Here is an 18,888-nt window from a genome sequence, read left to right as displayed (position 1 = left end):
CTGTCCGGGCGGCATGTCCATTCAGAGGCCAGAACCGCTGGCGGCCTGACGGGCCGAAAAGAAGTGATTGATGTTGGCGCAGTCGTTTGCGCCGACGAGCCTGGCAGAGTCCGTATGACACAGAAGTTTGACCGCATCGTCGTCGTGGGTGGTGGCAGCGCGGGTTGGATGACGGCCATGGCCCTGGTCACGGGCCTGAAGGGTCGCGTCAATGTCGAGGTGGTCGAGTCCGAGGAAATCGGCATCGTCGGTGTCGGTGAAGCCACCTTTCCGTCCATTCGCCATTACAACCAGCTCGTCGGCATCGACGAGACCGAATTCCTGCGTGCCACCAACGGCACCTACAAGCTCGGCATCCGCTTCTGCGACTGGCTCGAAGTCGGCAGGGACTACTTCCACACCTTCGGCCACTTCGGCAACCTGTTCGGCTCGCAGACGTTGTGGGCCCAGTATCGGCGCATGCGCCTCGCGGAACCTCTGGGCCTGCAATGCGTGCCGACGGTGATGGCGATGCAGGGCCGCTTCGCGCTGCCCAGCGAGCAGGACCAGTTCAAATATGCCTATCACTTCGACGCCGTGCGGTACGCGGCCTTTCTGCGCCAGCTGGCGATGCAGCGTGGCGCCCGCCACACTCAGGGGCGCATCGTCGACGTGGTTCGCCGCGCCGACGGCGGCGTGGCGGCCGTGCAGCTCGACGATGGCCGGCGCGTCGAGGGCGACATCTTCGTGGACTGCTCGGGCTTCCGTTCGCTGCTGCTGGGCGGCGCCCTGCAGGAGCCCTTCGTCGACTTCAGCCATTGGCTGCCGGTCGATGGCGCGTGGGCCTGCCCGACCGAGCGCGTCGGTGAAGAGCTCGCTCCCTACACGCAGGCCACCGCGCTTGAAGGCGGCTGGGCGTGGCGCATCCCGCTGCAGAACCGCACGGGGCATGGCCATGTCTTCGCAAGCCGCTTCATCGACCCCGAGCGCGCACGCGAGCAACTGCTGGCGCGGCTCGACGGCAAACCCGTGGCCGAGCCGCGCCTGCTGCGCTTCACCACCGGGCACCGTCAGCGCTTCTGGGTCAACAACGTCATCGCCATCGGCTTGTCCTCGGGTTTCCTTGAGCCGCTGGAGTCCACCAGCATCTACCTGATCCAGGACGGCATCAGTCGCCTGATGACGATGCTGACCGCCGGACGGCCGCTGGACGAGAACGACCGCGCGCTGTTCAACGATGGCTCCGTGCGGCGCTTCGCGCGCATCCGCGACTTCATCATCCTTCACTATTGTCTGACCCGTCGCCGCGACAGCGAGCTTTGGCGCCATGTCGCGACGATGGAACTGCCCGAGACGCTCGCCTTCCGGATGGAGTTGTGGCGGCGTTACGGCGTGCTGCACGAGTACGACGAAGAGGGCTTCGATGCCACCAGCTGGCTGGCCATACACGCCGGCATGGAGCACTGGCCCGAGCGGGACGATCCGGTCTTCGCCGAGATCCCGCCGGAGCGGGCACTGCAGGCCTTGCAGGGCCGTCGCAATGCCATTGCTGCGTCCGTGGCGCGCATGCCGTTGCATCACCAGATGCTGGGCCAGGTGCTGCGGTAGGCGCTACCCTTGAGGGTGGCGTTGATCGCCACTGGCCGTGGCTCGTCGCGGCGGCGGTTGGCCGGTCGCATCGCCGCGGCGTGCCGAGCCGCTCGCGAGCAAACTCCACCGCATTCCCTGCTTCCGAAGAATCCCATGCACCCACGTCCCTGGACTCGCGCACTCGCAACCGCCCTGTGCCTGCTTTCGGCTGGCGCCGCCGGCGCCCAGCAACCCGACCCGGCGAACCTGGAGCGCGTGGAGGTGGCCGGCAAGAAGACCGAGGTGTCGAAGTGGTTCCGTGCCGAGAGCCGGCGCTTCGTCGTGTACTCGGACGCCAGGGAAGAAGACGTCAGCCAGCTGCTGGACAACCTGGAAAAGCTGGACCACCTGCTGCGCATCTATACGCAGGCTGTCCGTCAGGTGGAGCTGCAGGCGCCGAAACTGACCCTCTACTACCACGGTGGGGCCTCCGGCCTGCGCGAGGTCGACGCCAGCGTGCCGGTGGATGCCGTCGCCATGTACAGCAGCTGCGCGTCCGGCGTGCAGGGGTTCGGCGTGCATGGCGAGCGCATCCCCAGCCTGGCCGACCAGCAGCTCGACAAGGCGCCGCTGAATGACAGCCTGTCGCATGTCTTCGAGGCGTATGCGCGCCACTTCCTTTTTCGCCACACCGACATCCGCGCCCCGGCGTCGTTCATCGACGGCTTTGCACAGTACTTTTCCAGCGTGCGGTTCTCGGACCAACAGATGGTCGTCGGGCGGGCGCCAAAGGCCGTCGCCAGCTACCTGCGCTTCCTCGGCGACGGCCGGAGGTACAGCCTGGAGTACGAGGACGTGCTGCAGAACAACCTGGCCGACGCGCGCAACTACGGCGGCGCTGCCGGCGTGCAACTGGAGTTCGAGACGAAATCCTGGCTGCTGACGCACTACATGCTGTCGTCGGATGCCAACCGCAAGCGCCTGAGCCGGTATCTCGCGCTCGTGGCCGGAGGGGCAGCGCCAACGGCGGCGTTCGAACGTGCCTTCGGCATGAAGACCGCCGACTTGAGCCGCGTGCTGTGGCGCTACAGCCTGCGTGGCATGGAGGCCTTGCGGGTGGCACCCCAGTCCCTTCCCGCCGCACGGGTCAGTTTCCGCACCCTGCCGCTGGCGGCGGGCGAATTCGTGTTGGCGGATGCTGCATTGAAAACCTGTCCGTCACCGCGGGCCGGTGAGGCGCTGCTGAAAAAGGTCGCCGCGCTCGCGGCCCGCTTCCCGGACGACACGCTGGCCCGCCTCACCTTGAGCCGGGCGCAGATCGACTGGGGCGATCCGCAGGAAGCCTTGTCGCGGCTGAATGTCATCCTGCGGGATGACGACGCCAACTTCGAAGCCCGATATCTGGCGGGCGTCGCGAACCTGCGCCTTGCCGGGCGCAGCGAGGGCGAGGCAAGTCGCGCGCATTTGCAGGCGGCGCGGCAACACCTTCAACGCGCGCGCGGCTTGAACCCCCGATCGCCGGAAGCCGCCTTCGCGGCCTTCAAGGCCGAGGTGGCCGTGACGGACGCGCCGCCGGATGACTCGACGCTGCAGAGCGTCATCTCGGTGTGGCAAACCGCGCGCGACATCGACGCGCTGACCGGATCCGCGGCGCTGGCCTATGCCTACGCCGGCAAGGCAGACGAGGCCTACCAAACCCTGGGCTCGCTGGTGCAGAACGTGAACGACGAGCCCATGGGCCAGTGGGCCAGGCAGTGGCAAGGGCGTCTGCAGACGGGTGTGACGCGTGGCGACATCCTTGCCGAAATGCGCCGCGATCCCGCGCCCGACAAGCCGTTCAAAGTGTGGACCGTCGACAAGGAAAGCGTGATGCGTCAGGTCGAGCGAAGCTACGGTCTGGAGGCTGCGGACGCCTTTATCAAGGAATACCAACGGCAACAGAACAAGGCTGGACAGCAGCCCAGTGATCCCGCGGCGGGCGCCCAGAAAAGGTAGGCGGCCCCGACCCGGCCGTCGCTGCCGTACCGTCGACCGCCGCGGAAGCCGCGGCTGGACTTCAACGACAGCTGCGCGCTGAACTCCCGTCAGCGAGACCGCTCAAATTGTTGAGGAAATGGGGCAGGGCTTTCCCGCTACCAACAGGAGACACGCGGTTGGTAGCGATAAGATTGGTCAGTCCAATATTCGAGGGAGCCATGGCCAATCACACTCGCGGTGAAGCGCGCCGCCAATACCAACTGGTTGCTGACCGCATTCGCGCCCTGATCGAATCGGACGGCATTGCACCTGGTGCCCGTTTGCCCGCAGAACGCGAGCTGGCATTGCAACTGGGGGTGTCGAGGCCCTCGCTGCGTGAGGCCCTCATCGCGTTGGAGATCGACGGGCGCGTCGAGATCCGCGGTGGGTCTGGGGTCTATGTCTGTGCGGCGCCTGAACAGAGCGACCAGCATACGCCGGCGCTGGGCGAGAGTCCGGCGGAGCTGATGAATGCGCGCGTGGTGCTGGAAAGCGCGGTCATCACGCTGGCCGCGGCCCGGGTCACCAAGCCGGGCCTGCAGCGTGTCGAAGAGGCGCTGGACGCCATGCGCAGCGAGTTCGTCAACGGGCGCAAACCGGTCGATGCGGACCGGCGCTTTCACCTCGCCATTGCGGACATGGCCGGCAACTCGGTGCTGGCCGGCATGGTGGGAACGCTTTTCGACGGCCGCCACAGCCCGATCTCGTCCGGCATGAGCCGGCGGGCGGAATCCGACCACACCTGGCAGGCGGCGCTGGCGGAACACGAGGCCATCTTGCGCGCGTTGGAAGCTCGCAACCCGCAAGCCGCCGCTGCGGCCATGTGCAGCCACCTGGTCGCATCGCATGGCCGCTGGATCAGCGAGCCCACCGAGGCCTCGCCGTCCCAGCACGCTGCGCTGCTCAGCTGAGCCGCGCAGCGCCTACATCACGGCGCCAAGCTGCCAGGGCACGAACTCGTTGTCGCCGAGGTCGTGCTCCTCGCTGAGCGTGCGGCGGCCGGAGGCCGTCTCCAGCATCAGCCGGAACAGCGCCTCGCCGGCTTGCGCCACGGTCAGCGTGCCGTCGACGATGCCGCCGGCATTGAAGTCCATGTCCATGCGCATGCGCTCGAACATGGGCGTGTTCGTCGCCAGCTTCAGCGAGGGTGTGGGCTTGCAGCCGTAGGTCGAGCCGCGCCCGGTCGTGAAGCAGATCAGGTTGGCGCCGCCCGCGACCTGGCCGGTGGCCGAGACCGGGTCGTAGCCGGGCGTGTCCATGAACACGAGCCCTGGGCCGCTCGCCGGCTGGGCGTACTCCACCACGTCGGTCAGCGTGCTGCCGCCGCCCTTTGCGACCGCGCCCAGGGACTTTTCCAGGATGGTCGTGATGCCGCCGGCCTTGTTGCCCGGCGAGGGGTTGTTGTTCAGCTCCGCGCCATTGCGGGCGGCGTAGTCTTCCCACCAGCGCAGCCGCGCCAGCAGCCGCTCGGCCACCGCGGGCGAGGCCGCGCGCGCGAGCAGCAGGTGTTCGGCACCGTAGATCTCGGGGGTTTCGGACAGGATGGCCGTGCCGCCATGGCGCACCAGCAGGTCCACTGCAGCGCCGAGCGCAGGGTTGGCGCTGATGCCTGAGTAGCCGTCCGAGCCGCCGCACTGCAGGCCGACCACGAGGTGCGATACCGGCACCGTGCTGCGCTGCGCGGTGGCGGCTTGCGCGGCGAGTTCCGCCACCAGCGCCGCGCCCTGCGCGATGGCTTCGCGAGTGCCGCCGGCCTCCTGGATGGTCAACGTCCGCACGCGTTGGCGCGCCGCGGGTGCCAGCGCGCCTACCAGCGGTTCGACCTGGTTCACCTCGCAGCCCAGGCCGACCACCAGCACCGCGGCGAAGTTGGGATGCGTCGCGTAGCCGCGCAGCGTGCGGCGCAGCAGTTCCAGGCCTTCGCCGTCCCCGCTCATGCCACAGCCGCTGCCGTGTGTTATCGCTACCACGCCGTCGATGCCGGGCAAGCCCGCGCGTTCCGCGCCCTGGGCGATCGCCTTGCAGACGGTGGCCGAGCAGTTCACCGAGGAGATGACGCCGATGTAGTTGCGCGTGCCCACGCGGCCGTCGGCGCGCACATAACCTTCGAACGTGGCGGGCTCGCCGACGCCGACCGGCGCAGCGGCTTCGCTGCCTGCCGCCTGTGGCGGCAGCGCCGCGCGCATCTCGACGTTGTGCCCGTGCACGTGCTCGCCCGGTGCGATGGGCGCACTCGCCACCCCGATCGGCTGGCCGTACTTCAGCACCAGCTCGCCCGGGCCGATAGGGCGCAACGCGATCTTGTGGCCGGCGGCGATCGCATCGCGCACGATCAGCGTCGCGTCCGGGCGGGCGATCCGGTCGTTCTCGGCCAGCGCCACGCGCGCCACGGCGACGTTGTCGCTCGCGTGCAGCACGATCAGCGCGTGGGCCTGCGTGTGCTCAGTCGACATGGAAGACGCACTCCATCGACGCCCAGTGCTCGCCGGGCGCGCGGCTGTCCAGCGGGCGCTGGCAGGGGCTGCAGAAGGTCCACCAGCGGCGGGTTTCGACGTCGGCGGCGATAGCCGCCATGTCGGCGTCGAAATCGCTGCCGTGGTATTCCCAGTAGCCGAACAAGAGGTTCTCCGGCTCGCGCAGGAAGATGCTGTAGTTGCGGATGTTGGAAGCGGACAGCCGCGCCAGCACCGCCGGCCAGACGGCCGCGTGCAGGCGCTTGTATTCCGCGATGTGTTCCGGCGCGATGCCGATCACCATGCCCATGCGTTGCATTGCGTGTTCCTTGTTCAGTGTGCCGCCAGCGCGGCTGCCAGCCGGGGCTGGGGCAGGCCCGGCACATGCACCTGGGCCAGGTCGACCACCGGCTGCAGGCGCCGCGCCTTCTTCTGTGCGTGGTTCTGCGCGATGTCGGCCAGGCGATGGTCGAGGAAGGGGTTCAGCAGCCGGTCGCGCAGGTCGACCAGGTAGCGGCGCGCGTCGTCGCCTTGCCCGAGCGCGTCGAACACCGGCACCACTTCCTGCAGCCAGGCCTGCTCCAGCGGCTCGCGCAGCGCCGGGGCCTGCATGGCCTGCAGCACCGTCATGTCGGCCGGCAGCCCGCCGTGCATCCACAAGTCAGCCAGAAGCGTGTGGCCGAGGTTGAGCAGAAAGAGCTTGAGCCGCTCATGCCGCGTGAGGTCGTTGGTGAGCACGATGGCCGCATGCCGGCACGGCAGCTGCAGCCGGGGCTGCGCCTCGACGGCCCACAGCGCATAGGGCTCGGCCACCGCGCCGGCCGGTTCCAGCGGCTGCGAGACGATGCGGTCCACCAGCGAATTCGCCCACACCGGCCGGGCTTGCAGCCAGTTGGTGAAGGCCGGCGCGCACTGCCATTCACGCGCCAGGGTGAGGACGATCTCGCGCAGCCGCTCGCCGTTGCGCGACACCAGCTCGCACGGCAGCAGCGTCAGTTCGGCGTCGGGCTGCGCCTGCCAGCGGTCGTGCAGCAGCACCAGCAGCTTGGCCGGGAACGAGGCCGGCGCCGCGGCCGCCGCGGACAGCAGGCCCGCGCCATCCTCGGGCGCCAGCGCCCAGCCGCTGTCGCCGGTGTTGGAGACGATGACGCGCACCGGGCCGCATGCGCGGTCGCGCACGGCGCGCCAGTCGGTGCCGGCATGAAAGGCTTCGCGGATCGAACGGCAGGTCTTGCGCAATTCCACCGGCTGCCCGGCAACCAGGCCGCGCACCCGCACCTCGAAACCTTCCGCACTCGCCAGCGCCTGCAGCCGCCGCGTGCTGGCCGGGTTGCCGGTGGTCTGCACGACCGTGATGCCGCCGAGCGCCTCGCCGCGTTCGGCGGCCTCGCTGACGAAGAGGTCGACATGCGCCTGCAGGAAGCGGCTGGTGCCGAACTGCAGGATGGGCTGGCCAGCGCTCATCGCAGCGTCAGCATTCGACGATGGCCTTGATGACGCCTTCGGCCGGGTCCAGCAGGCGCTGGAAACCGGCCGGGACTTCGGCCAGCGTCAGCCGGTGCGTGGCCAGCGCCGCGTCGGGCACCAGGCCTTCGCGGATGGCCTTCATGACGACTTCGAAGTCCTCGATCGTCGCGTTGCGGCTGCTGAGCAGCGTGGCCTCGCGCTTGTGGAACTCCGGGTCGGAGAAGCGGATATCGCCCTGGACGATGGACACCAGCACGTAGCGCCCGCCGTGTGCAAGGAAGCGGAAGCCCCGTTCCATCGCCTTCGGGTTGCCGGTGGCGTCGAACACCACGTCGAAGAACTCGCCCTCGGTGAGGCGCGACAGCTCGGCCTCGTCGCCTTCGCCGACGTTCACCGCGGCGCCCACACCCACCTGGTTGAGCGCGAAATCGAGCCGGTCGCGGCGGCCGTCCAGCGCGGTGACGACGGCGCCGCGCAGCTTGGCGAAGATCATCACCCCCAGGCCGATCGGGCCGGCGCCGACCACCAGCACGCGCTGGCCGGCGGCCACCTCGCCGCGCCGCACCGCATGCGCGCCGATGGCGAGGAACTCCAGCATCGCGGCCTGGTCCAGCGTGATGCCGTCGGCCTTGCCGATGAAGCGACGCGGCACGCTGACGAATTCGGTGAAGGCGCCGTCGCGGTGCACGCCCAGCACCTGGATGCGCACGCAGCAGTTCGTCTTGCCCTGGCGGCAGGCGATGCAATCGCCGCACGACAGGTAGGGCATCACGTAGACCGGGTCGCCGCGCAGCAGGCCGCTGTCGCTGTCGGCCTCTTCGACCACGCCGGAGATCTCATGACCCATCACGCGCGGGTACTCGAGATAGGGCTGGTGGCCGGTGAAGATGTGCAGGTCGGTGCCGCAGACGCCCACGCGCTTGACGCGCAGCAGCACGTCACCCGGGTTGCGCACCGGGCGAGGGCGGTCGTGGGCGACGAGGGAGCCGGGGGATTCGCAGATGACGGTCAGCATGGGTGAAGGCGGTAAAGGCGGGTGGCGTTGCCCCCGAAGAGCGCGCGCAGGTCGTCGGGTTGGGGAATCGGTTTGAATTGAGCGCCGAGCGCGTGGGCGAGCTGCCACCAGTCCGCGTAGTCGGCGGCCAGGCGCAGCACGGGCCAGTCGCTGCCCCACAGCAGGCGGCCGGGGCCGAACAGTTCCCAGAGCGCCTGCGCGTAAGGTTGCAGCGCGGCGGCGTCGCGGCGGTCGCCGGCTTCGGTCAACAGCCCGGAGAGCTTGCAATGCACCTGCGGCAGGGCCGCCAGCGTGGCGATGTCGGCACGCCAGGGCGCCATCTCGCCGCGTGCGATGGCGGGCTTGGCGGCGTGGTCGATGACGATGCTCAGCCCCGGGTGGCGCTCGGCAAAGCGGCGCAGTGCCGGCAGTTGGCGGGGCAGCACCAGGGCGTCGAACACCAGCCCATGGCGCTGCATGGCTTCGGCGGCCGGGGCACAGGCAGGATCGGCGATCCAGTCGTCGTCCGGCAGGTCCTGCAGCATCGGCCGCAGGCCCTTGAGCAGTGGGTCGCGTGCCAGCGCGTCGATCTGCGCGGGCGCATCCGCCGCCTTGAAGTCCACCCAGCCGACGACGCCGCGCACCCAGGGCGTCGCGGCGGCGACCGACAGCATCCAGTGCGTGTCGGCAACGCTGGGCATGGACTGCACGAGCACGGTGGCATCGATGCCGGCCGCCTGAAGATGCGGCGCCAGGTCCTGTGGGCCGAAGTCGCGGTAGATGGCTTCGAGGGCAGGAGGCGGCCATTGACCCTCGCGGTCCGCGAGGCGCCAGAAATGCTGGTGCGCGTCGACCTTCATTCAGCTTTCCTTGGAACTGGTCGGCAGCGGCGCGGCGGCGTCGACCAGGCCGCGCTCACGCAGCGCCAGCCAGAGCTCGTCGGGCACCCGTTGCTGCAGCCAGGCGGCATTGCTGGCCACTTGCTCGGGCGAACGCATGCCGGCCAGCACGCTGGCCACGGCGCGGTGCGCCAGCGGGAACCGCAGCGCGGCAGCCTGCAGCGGCACGTCGAACGCCGCGCAGGCAGCGCTGAGCGCTTCGGCACGGCGCATCACGTCGGGCGGCACGTCGCCGTAGTTGTACTTCGCCTGGCCGGCGAGCAGGCCGGAGTTGAAGGGGCCACCGACCAACACGCTCACGCCCGCGTCGGCGCATTGGTCGAGGAAGCCGAGGCTGCCTTGCTCCAGCAGCGTGTAGCGGCCGGCCAGCAGCACGCAGTCGATGGGCGCGGCCGCGAGCGCGTCGCGCGCGATTTCCCATTCGTTCACGCCCAGGCCGATGGCCTGCACCAGGCCCTGGCTGCGCAACTCCTCCAGCGCGCGGAAGCCACCGCCTTCGGTCAGGGCGCGCCAGTGCAATTCGTGTCGGTCGCCATGCGTCATCCGGCCGATGTCGTGCACCAGCAGGATGTCGATGCGCGAGAGGCCCAGGCGCGCGAGGCTGTCCTCGAAGGAGCGCATCACGCCGGCATGGCTGTAGTCGAAGACCGGGCGGAACGGCAATGGCGCCGCCCAGCCGTCGCTGCCCGGTGCCACGGTCGCGTCCGGCTGCATCAGGCGGCCGACCTTGGTCGACACCACGAAGCTGTCGCGCGGCCGGCCAGCCAGGAAAGCGCCCACTCGGCGTTCGCTGAGCGTGTAGCCGTAGAAGGGCGCGGTGTCGATGTAGCGCAGGCCCCGGTCCCACGCGGCTTGCAGCGTGGCGGTTGCGGTGGCGTCGTCGACGGCCTCATAGAGGCCGGCCAGTGCTGCGGCGCCGAGCCCGAGGGTGCTCAGGCGCAGGTCGATGCTGGCGAGACGGCGGCTGGGGAAGCGTTCCGGGGCCATGGAGCTGATGCGATCGGCGATCAATACAGCACGGCTTTGGCTTCGGGCGACTGCAGGTTGCCCTTGTGCACCCAGACCACGCCGGTGTCGCGGAACTTGGGCACCGGCTTCTTCTGCAGCACGTCGTGGATGGTCTTCACGCCCAGCTGGCCCATCTGGAAGGAGCCCTGCACGGCGATGCCGGCGAGCACGCCGTCCTGCACGAACTTCTGCAGGTCCTGGTTGCCGTCGAAGCCGATGGCGACCACCTTGCCGGCGCGGCCGCTCTGCACGATGGCGCGGCCCATGCCGACGGCCGTCGGCTCGTTGGCGCCGAAGATGGCCTTGAGGTCGCGGTGGGCGGCCAGCACGTCGGTGGTCTGGTTCATCGCGGTGGCCATCTGCGACTGCGAATAGAACGGGCCGACGATCTCCAGCTTGGAGTGGGCCTGCAGATAGCTCTTGAAGGCGCCGACGCGGCCGACCTCCGAGCCGGCACCGGCCACGTACGACATGATGGCCACCTTGCCCGTGGTGCCGATCTTGGCGATCAGCTCCTTGGCGCACAGTTCGCCGGCGGCGCGGTTGTCCGTCGTCAGGAAGGACTGGTAGTAGGCCTTGCCGGCGTCGGACACGCTGGAGTCGATCAGCACGACCGGGATGCGCGCCTCCCAGGCCTTCTTGATCGCGGGCACCAGGGCGTCCGGGTCGGACGGGGCCAGCACGATGCCGGCGACGCGCCGGTTCACCGCGTTCTCCACCAGGTTGACCTGGTCGGCGATGGCCGATTCGCTGGCCGGCCCGGCGAAGGTCATCGTGTGGCCGGGGGCGTCCTTGATACCGGCCTCGGCCCCCTTGTTGACGTTCTGCCAGAAGGTCGAGTTGGTGGTCTTGACGATGACGGCAATCTCGCCGGCATGGGCGGCGCTGCCGAGCAGGGCCAGGCAGGCGCTGAGCAGCGCGTGGCGCAGGGGATGGGGCATGGGATGTCTCCTGTTTGAACCGGTCTTCAGCGCCGGTTGCGAAGTTGATCGATCCAGACGGTCACGAGGATGACCAGGCCGATGATGATTTGCTGCGAGAAGGCTGACACGCCGTTCATGTTCAGGCCGTTGCGCAGGATGCCGATGACGAAGGCGCCGATGACCGTGCCGGAGATCGTGCCGACCCCGCCGATCAGCGAGGTGCCGCCGATGACGGCCGCCGCGATGGCGTCGAGTTCGTACATCACGCCCTCGTTGGGCTGGGCGGTCACCAGGCGCGACATGAGCACGCAGCCGGCCAGGCCGGCCAGCGCGCCGGACGCGATGTAGGCGAACATCGCCACGCCCGCCACGTTCACGCCCGACAGCCGCGCGGCCTCGCCGTTGGAGCCCACCGCATGCAGGTGCCGGCCCAGCGTCGTTCGGCGCAGCAGGATGCCGGCCACGACAGCCAGCAGCACCATCAGCAGCACGGGGTAGGGGATGCCGGGGAAGACGACGTTGGGGAAGCCCTGTTCGTCGATCTCCTCGATGCGCCACAGCGCGCCATTGCCCAGCACGCCGAAGGCTTCACCCAGGCCCGAGATCGCGCGCGCGTCGGTGAGCTGCAGCGCGACGCCGCGGGCCACCAGCATCATGCCCAGCGTCGCGATGAAAGGCGGCAGTTTCAGCCGCGTGACGCACAGGCCGTTGACGGCGCCGCACAGCGCGCCGACGACGACGCCGATGGCCATGGCCGGCGGCACCGGCATGCCGCTCTTGACCAGCATGCCGGCGACCACGCCCGAGAGTGCCAGCACCGAGCCCACGGAGAGGTCGATGCCGCCGGTCAGGATGACGAGGGTCGCGCCGATACCCAGGTAGACGATGGTCGTCACCTGCAACGACACGGTCATCGCATTGCCCACGGTGAAGAAGGCGTTGCTCGTCAGCGAGAACACCAGCACGAGCAGCAACAGGCCGCCAAGCGCAGCGAACTTCTGGATCAGGTCTTTCTGGCGGTCGGTCATGAGTGAGACGGTTCGAGGGCGCGGGTTTCGGTCGGGCCGACCGAGGCGTGGTGCATGACGTCGTGCTGGCTGCAGTGGCGTGCGTCCAGCACCTGGGCCAGCTGGCCCTGGCGGAAGACGGCCACGCGGTCGCTCATGCCGAGCACCTCCGGCAGGTCGGAGCTGATCAGCACGATGCCGACGCCCTGGGCGGCAAGCTGGTCCATCAGCTCGTAGATCGCGTATTTGGCGCCCACGTCGATGCCGCGCGTCGGTTCGTCGAAGAGGATCACGCGCGCCTGGCGGAACAGCCATTTGGCGATGACGACCTTCTGCTGGTTGCCGCCCGACAGCAGGCGGGCGACCTGGTCGGGCGAGGGCGTGCGGATGCCGAGCTGCCCGATGAAGCGTTCGGCGGTCTGACGTTCGCGCGCCGCGTCGATGAAGCCGAGCCTGTCGGCCAGCGCGCCCAGGTTGGCCAGCGAGATGTTGTGCGCGACGCTCATCTTCACCGCCAGGCCGTGGGCCTTGCGGTCCTCCGAGACGTAGGCGATGCCGGCGCGGATGGCGTCCCGCGGCGAGCGGATATGCACTGGCTGGCCATGCAGTTCGATGTCGCCGCCGCTGACGGCATCGGCGCCGAAGATGGCGCGCGCGACTTCCGTGCGGCCGGCACCGACCAGGCCGGCGAAGCCGAGGATCTCGCCGCGCCGCAGCTCGAAGTCGAGCGGGCCGAAGGCGCCGTCGCGTCGCAGCCCGCGCACGCGCAGCAGCACGTCGGCGCAAGGCTGACGTGTCGGCGGCGGGAACTGCTGGTTCAGCTCGCGGCCCACCATCAGCCCGACGATCTCGTCGATGGACGTCTCCGCCCAGCGGCGCGTGGCGATGTAGTGGCCGTCGCGCAGGATGGTCACGCGGTCGACGATCTCGTCGAGTTCATCCAGGCGGTGCGAGATGTAGACGATGCCGACACCGGCGCGCTTGAGGTCCTTGACCACACGCAGCAGCTGTGCGCTGTCGGTTTCGCCGAGGGAGGAGGTGGGCTCGTCCATGATCAGCAGCCGCGCGTCCATGGACAAGGCCTTGGCGATCTCGACCATCTGTTGCTGCGCGAGCGACAGGGTGGAGACCTGGGCGTCCGGGTCCACGTCCACGGCCAGGCGCTGCAGGCAGGCGCGGGCACCTTCGCGCTGCCGGGTCTGGTCGACGAACCAGCCACGCCGCGGCTCGCGGCCCAGCCAGATGTTCTCGGCCACCGTCAGGTGCGGCACCAGGTTCAGCTCCTGGTGGATCATGACGATGCCCAGCGCCTGCGCGTGATGCAGGCCCTGGATGCGCAGCGGCTCGCCGTCGATGCGGATCTCGCCCTCGTCGGGCGTGTAGACGCCGCTGAGGATCTTCATCAACGTCGACTTGCCGGCACCGTTCTCGCCGCAGATGGCGTGAACCTCGCCCCGGTCGACATCCACGGCCACGCCTGCCAGCGCGACGACGTTGTCGAAGCGCTTGCAGACGCCTTGCATGCTCAATAAAGGGGCGGGGCGCGGAGCGGCGGGCGGCGAGCGCATCGAGGAAACGGGAAGGGAAGGCATTCGGTCATGCCAGTTTGCCACGAGACGCGATTGGTCTTACCAGTGGATACCCGGAATCGCGTTTCAAATAGATTTTCGCGCGCTCAACGGTAGCGAGCGAGCAGCTTGGCAACGCTGCCGTCGAGTTGAATGCGGTCGATGGCCTTGTTGAGCGGCTGCAGCAGATCGGCTTTGCCGGGTGAGAGCGCGCAGCCGAGCTGGTAGTGCTCGACCTCGAGGACTTCGCGGAGCGCCGCCGTCGGATTGGCCTTCAGGTAGTAGGCCAGGGCGGCGCGGTCGGTGACGACGAAATGCAGCCGGCCGAGGGCCAGGCGGCGCAGGTTCGTCTCCGCGTCGGCAACGTCTTCGCGGCGGATGGCCTGGTTGAAGGCCTGGTCGATCACCGGGTAGCGGTAGCCCAGCACGGTGCCCAGCGGCTCGTCGCGCAGGTCGTGAAGCCGCGACACCGGCGGCGCGTTGGGGCCGGCGGCGATGATGCCGGTGCCCGACAGGAAGGACTGCGTCCACAGCACCTGGACGTCCAGCCATTCGGGCTTGACGTAGCACAGCAGGTCCGCCGCGCCGGATGCCACCGCCGGGCCAGCACGCTTGCTGGGCAGTGCGATGAAGACCGGGCTCAGCCCCAGCCGCTGGGCGAGCAGTTCGCCGAGATCCTTGAGCACGCCGTCGACGGGGCGGTGGCCGTCCAGCCGAAGCATCGGCATCGACTGGTTGGCCGGCGCGACGATGCGCAGGACCGGCGGCTCTGCCGATGCGGCACCCACCCATGAGGCCAGCACCGCAGTCAAGACCAGCCGAACCCATCGCTGGCGGGCCGTCCGCCGGCCATTCGGAAATCCGTCGGTCATGGCCTTCAGCAGGGCCGCTCAGCCCTTGCGGCGGTTGTAGACATCGAACACGACGGCGGCGAGCAGCACGACGCCCTTGATGACCTGCTGCCATTCGATGCCGATGCCCAGGATGGACATGCCGTTGTTCATGACACCCATGATGAAGGCGCCGATGACCGCACCGATGACCTTGCCGACGCCGCCGGAGGCGGACGCGCCGCCGATGAAGCAGGCCGCAATGACATCCAGCTCGAAGCCCAGACCGGCCTTGGGCGTGGCGGTGTTCAGCCGCGCCGCGAACACCAGGCCTGCCAGCGCCGCCAGCACGCCCATGTTGATGAAGCACAGCAGCGTCAGCCTCTCCGTCGGGATGCCCGACAGCCGTGCGGCGCGCTCATTGCCGCCCAGCGCATAGATGCGCCGGCCCAGCGTCGTGCGCCGGGTGACGAAGACGAAGACGCCGATCAGCACCGCCATCAGCAGCAGCACATTGGGCAGGCCCTTGTAGGAGGCCAGCAGCCACACCAGGGCGCCCAGTGCGGCGCTCTGCGCGATGACGCGCAGCAGGAACACGGGCAGGGGTTCGGCCGTCGCGCCCAGGGCCGTGGCCTTGCGGCGCGCCAGCAGCTCGCGCAATGCCAGCAGCGCGACAGCGCCCAGGCCCAGGGCCAGCGAGGTGAGGTGGCCCTCGCCGCTGCCCAGCTCGGGCAGGAAGCCGCTGCTCAGCGCCTGGAAACTGTCGGGGAAGGGGCCGATGGACTGGCCGCTCAACAGCGCCAGGGCCAGGCCCTTGAACACCAGCATGCCGGCCAGCGTGACGATGAAGGACGGGATCTTGAGCCAGGCGACGAAGGCGCCCTGCACGGCGCCGATGACGGCGCCCGCGGCAAGGCAGGCCAGCATGGCCGGCAGCACCGGCCACTCCATCTCCACCATCAGCACGGCGGCGAGCGCGCCGATGAAGCCGCAGACCGAGCCGACCGACAGGTCGATGTGGCCGGCCACGATGACCAGCAGCATGCCCAGCGCCATGACGACGATGTAGCTGTTCTGCAGGAAGATGTTGGTCAGGTTGAGCGGCTGCATCAGCGTGCCGTCGGTCAGTACCTGGAAGAAGCCCATGATGGCGACCAGCGACAGCAGCATGCCGTAGTCGCGCAGGTGCAGTTTCATGAAATTGCGCAAAGAAGAGGAGGCCATGATTCGGTTCAATGGGTGCCCAGCAGGGCGTGCATGACGGTTTCCTGGGTCGCGCCGGCGGCCGGCATCTCGCCGACGAATTCACCTTCGTTCATCAGGTAGAGGCGGTCGCACATGCCGAGCAGTTCCGGCAGTTCGGAGGAGATCATCAGGATGGCCCGGCCCTGGGCGGCCAGTTCGGCGATCAGGCTGTAGATCTCGAACTTGGCGCCGACGTCGATGCCGCGCGTCGGCTCGTCGAGGATCAGCAGCTCGGGTTCGGTGAACAGCCATTTGGCCAGCACGACCTTCTGCTGGTTGCCGCCCGACAGGTCGCCCACGGCCTGCTCGACGCTGGCGCAGCGCGTGGCCAGCCTGCGGCGAAAGTCGTCGGCCACGGCATGCTCGCTGGCGTCGTCGATGATGCCCAGGCGCGAGACGCCCTCCAGCCGGCTCAAGGTCGTGTTGCGGGCGATGGTGTCCTGCAGCACCAGGCCCAGGCCCTTGCGGTCCTCGGTCACATAGGCCAGCCCCGCCTGGATGGCGCGCCTGACGGTCGAGACGTCGATCTGCTGGCCTTTCATCCATGCCGAGCCGCGGATGCGCCGGCCCCAGGAGCGACCGAAGACGCTCATCGCCAGCTCGGTGCGGCCAGCGCCCATCAGGCCCGCGACGCCGACGATCTCGCCGCGGCGCACATTCAGGTTCACGCCCTTCACGGCTTCGCGGCCGACGTGCAGCGGGTGCTCGACCCACCAGTCCTTCAGCTCGAACAGCACCTCGCCGGGATTGGGCTGGCGCCTGGGATAGCGGTCCTGCATCTCGCGCCCGACCATGGCGCGCACGATCTCGGACTCGGCTGGAGGGGCGTCGCGGCAGTCCATGTCCGCGACGGTCGAGCCGTCGCGCAGCACCGTGATGGCGTCTGCCACGGCGGCAATCTCGTTGAGCTTGTGCGAGATCAGCACGCAGGACACGCCACGGCTGCGCAGCTTCTTGAGCAGTTCCAGCAGGGCGGCGCTGTCGTCCTCGTTGAGGCTGGCCGTGGGTTCGTCGAGGATGAGCAGGCGCACGTCCTTGGCCAGCGCCTTGGCGATTTCCACCAACTGCTGCTTGCCGACGCCGATGTCGTCCACCAGCGTGTGCGGTGATTCGGACAGGCCGACCTGCTTGAGCAGCTCGACCGCGCGACTGTGGGTCTTGTCCCAGTCGATGATGCCGCCGCGGGCCTGTTCATGGCCGAGGAAGAGGTTCTCGGCGATGGACAGCTGCGGGATCAGCGCCAGCTCCTGGTGGATGATGACGATGCCCCGGGCCTCGCTGTCGCGAATGCCGGCGAAGCGTTGGAGCTCGCCGTCGAACCAGATCTCACCTTCGTAGTCGGGGTGCGGATAGACGCCCGACAGCACCTTCATCAGCGTCGACTTGCCGGCGCCGTTCTCGCCGATGACGGCATGGATCTCGCCACGCTGCACCGCGAGGTCGACGTGGCGCAGTGCCACCACGCCATGGAACTTCTTGCCGATGGCGCGCATCTCCAGCAGCGCCCCCGGTTGATTGCCTTCGGATCTCATGTCAGTTGTCCATTGGTCGCTGAGCGGGCCGAGCGCCGGGGCGACCCCAAGCGGTCCCGCGCTGGCGATGTGCTTGCGGCGCAATGCCGCAAGCATCGCCGTCCCCTCGGGGGCCTCGGTCGTGCCTACCGAAGAGCAGCCGCTCCGTCGGCTGCGGGGTCTGCAAGACCGACCAGACTTGCTCGCGTTCAGCGACGCAGGGCTGGGCGAGGGGTTCACTCATTTGAGCTGGCTTTCCTTGTAGTAGCCACTGTCGATCAGGACGGACTTCACGTTGGTCGCGTCGACTGCCACGGGTTTGAGCAGGTAGGACGGCACGACCTTGACGCCGTTGTTGTAGGTCTTGGTATCGTTGACTTGCGGCGTTTTGCCCGAGAGCGCGGCGTCGACGAGTTCGGCAGTCACCTTGGCGAGCTGGCGCGTGTCCTTGAACACGGTGGAGGTCTGGTCGCCACGCAGGATGGCCTTGACCGAGGACAGGTCGGCGTCCTGGCCGGTGATGACCGGCATGGGCTGGCCGGCCGTGCCGTAGCCGACACCCTTCAGCGACGAGATGATGCCGATCGACAGGATGTCGGCCGGCGCCAGCACGGCATGCAGCTTCTCCTTGCCGTAGAAGGCCGACATCAGGTTGTCCATGCGGGCCTGGGCGGCGGAGCCGTCCCAGCGCAGGATGCCAACCTTCATCGCGCCGGTCTGCTTGCTGCGGATGACGAGCTTGCCGCTGTCCAGGTAGGGCTTGAGCACGCTCATGGCGCCGTCGTAGAAGAAGCCGGAGTTGTTGTCGTCGGGCGAGCCGGCGAAGACCTCGATGTTGAACGGGCCCTTGCCCTGCTTGAGGCCAAGCTTGTCGACGATGGACTGGCCCTGCAGCACGCCGACCTGGAAGTTGTCGAAGGTGGCGTAGTAGTCGACGTTGGCGGAGCCGCGAATGAGGCGGTCGTAGGCGACGACCTTGACGCCCTTCTCGGCGGCCTTCTTCAGCGTGTTCGACAGCGTGCTGCCGTCGATGGAGGCGATGACCAGCGCCTTCACGCCCTTGGTCACCATGTTCTCGACCTGGGACAGCTGGACGGGGATTTCGTCGTCGGCGTACTGCAGGTCGGTGTTGTACCCCAGGGCCTTGAAGGCCTTGACCATGTTGTCCCCGTCGGCGATCCAGCGCTGGGAACTCTTGGTGGGCATGGCGATGCCAACCGTGCCCTTGGCTTGCGCCCACACGGACGCAGCAGGTGCCAGTGCAAGAAGAAGGCTGAGTCCGATAAAGCGGTTGCGACGCATGTTGTCTCCGTCAAATGGATGTGGTGAGGGCGGCTCTCCTCCTGGAGCGCCGCGCGGACGATAAAGGACGTTCGAGAGGCAGAGGTTATCGCGAGCTCAGGGGATCACCCGCCGATG

General features: G+C 68.6%; 16 protein-coding genes. 3 read left to right on the top strand and 13 right to left on the bottom strand.

Annotated features, from left to right (window positions below; genetic code table 11):
- Positions 1–114 precede the first annotated feature (114 nt).
- The 3 genes from ASD35_RS25620 (at position 115) to ASD35_RS25610 (ending at position 4,475) form a co-directional block, all read left to right on the top strand.
- Positions 115–1,587: a tryptophan halogenase family protein gene (locus ASD35_RS25620; protein ID WP_056877798.1), complete on the top strand. Its 1,473-nt coding sequence runs from the start codon at positions 115–117 to the stop codon at positions 1,585–1,587.
- Positions 1,588–1,722: 135 nt separating this feature from the next.
- Complete coding sequence (locus ASD35_RS25615) at positions 1,723–3,543, top strand: hypothetical protein (RefSeq protein ID WP_056877797.1); 1,821 nt, start codon at positions 1,723–1,725, stop codon at positions 3,541–3,543.
- Positions 3,544–3,743: 200 nt separating this feature from the next.
- Complete coding sequence (locus ASD35_RS25610) at positions 3,744–4,475, top strand: FadR/GntR family transcriptional regulator (RefSeq protein WP_056877796.1); 732 nt, start codon at positions 3,744–3,746, stop codon at positions 4,473–4,475.
- A 12-nt stretch (positions 4,476–4,487) separates the two neighbouring features.
- Here the strand turns inward: ASD35_RS25610 and ASD35_RS25605 are convergent, their stop codons facing one another.
- The 13 genes from ASD35_RS25605 to chvE all read right to left on the bottom strand — a co-directional run bounded on the left by ASD35_RS25605 (position 4,488) and on the right by chvE (position 18,771).
- Positions 4,488–6,017 (bottom strand): UxaA family hydrolase, encoded by a 1,530-nt coding sequence (locus ASD35_RS25605; RefSeq protein ID WP_056877795.1) that lies wholly within the window; start codon positions 6,015–6,017, stop codon positions 4,488–4,490.
- A complete protein-coding gene (locus ASD35_RS25600; RefSeq protein ID WP_056877794.1) occupies positions 6,007–6,336 on the bottom strand; it encodes an L-rhamnose mutarotase in 330 nt (109 codons plus the stop codon). Before ASD35_RS25600 ends, ASD35_RS25605 begins: the two co-directional genes overlap by 11 nt.
- A gap of 14 nt (positions 6,337–6,350) precedes the next feature.
- Entirely contained in the window at positions 6,351–7,481 is a 1,131-nt protein-coding gene (locus ASD35_RS25595; protein WP_056877793.1) for a D-mannonate oxidoreductase, read from the bottom strand.
- Between the two features lie 7 nt (positions 7,482–7,488).
- Complete coding sequence (locus ASD35_RS25590) at positions 7,489–8,499, bottom strand: zinc-binding alcohol dehydrogenase family protein (protein ID WP_056877792.1); 1,011 nt, start codon at positions 8,497–8,499, stop codon at positions 7,489–7,491.
- Entirely contained in the window at positions 8,493–9,338 is an 846-nt protein-coding gene (locus ASD35_RS25585) for an amidohydrolase (protein WP_056877791.1), read from the bottom strand. The genes ASD35_RS25590 and ASD35_RS25585 overlap by 7 nt, the downstream gene beginning before the upstream one ends.
- Positions 9,339–10,364 (bottom strand): aldo/keto reductase, encoded by a 1,026-nt coding sequence (locus ASD35_RS25580; RefSeq protein ID WP_056877918.1) that lies wholly within the window; start codon positions 10,362–10,364, stop codon positions 9,339–9,341.
- Positions 10,365–10,384: 20 nt separating this feature from the next.
- Complete coding sequence (locus ASD35_RS25575) at positions 10,385–11,326, bottom strand: ABC transporter substrate-binding protein (protein WP_056877790.1); 942 nt, start codon at positions 11,324–11,326, stop codon at positions 10,385–10,387.
- A gap of 26 nt (positions 11,327–11,352) precedes the next feature.
- The gene (locus ASD35_RS25570; RefSeq protein WP_056877789.1) at positions 11,353–12,336 is read right to left on the bottom strand and encodes an ABC transporter permease; all 984 of its coding nucleotides are present in this window, start codon (positions 12,334–12,336) and stop codon (positions 11,353–11,355) included.
- Complete coding sequence (locus ASD35_RS25565) at positions 12,333–13,838, bottom strand: sugar ABC transporter ATP-binding protein (protein ID WP_369819245.1); 1,506 nt, start codon at positions 13,836–13,838, stop codon at positions 12,333–12,335. The genes ASD35_RS25570 and ASD35_RS25565 overlap by 4 nt, the downstream gene beginning before the upstream one ends.
- A gap of 152 nt (positions 13,839–13,990) precedes the next feature.
- The gene (locus ASD35_RS25560) at positions 13,991–14,686 is read right to left on the bottom strand and encodes an ABC transporter substrate-binding protein (protein ID WP_162254520.1); all 696 of its coding nucleotides are present in this window, start codon (positions 14,684–14,686) and stop codon (positions 13,991–13,993) included.
- A gap of 87 nt (positions 14,687–14,773) precedes the next feature.
- A complete protein-coding gene (gene mmsB, locus ASD35_RS25555) occupies positions 14,774–15,937 on the bottom strand; it encodes a multiple monosaccharide ABC transporter permease (RefSeq protein WP_082580462.1) in 1,164 nt (387 codons plus the stop codon).
- 8 nt (positions 15,938–15,945) lie between these two features.
- Positions 15,946–17,490 (bottom strand): multiple monosaccharide ABC transporter ATP-binding protein, encoded by a 1,545-nt coding sequence (mmsA, locus tag ASD35_RS25550; protein ID WP_056877785.1) that lies wholly within the window; start codon positions 17,488–17,490, stop codon positions 15,946–15,948.
- 219 nt (positions 17,491–17,709) lie between these two features.
- A complete protein-coding gene (gene chvE, locus ASD35_RS25545) occupies positions 17,710–18,771 on the bottom strand; it encodes a multiple monosaccharide ABC transporter substrate-binding protein (protein ID WP_056877784.1) in 1,062 nt (353 codons plus the stop codon).
- Positions 18,772–18,888: the final 117 nt, after the last annotated feature.

Origin of the sequence: Pelomonas sp. Root1444 (assembly GCF_001426885.1) — a bacterium.
Lineage (GTDB): Bacteria > Pseudomonadota > Gammaproteobacteria > Burkholderiales > Burkholderiaceae_C > Pelomonas.
Note: the sequence above shows the minus strand (reverse complement) of the source record. Positions and strands in the feature narration are given on the sequence as shown.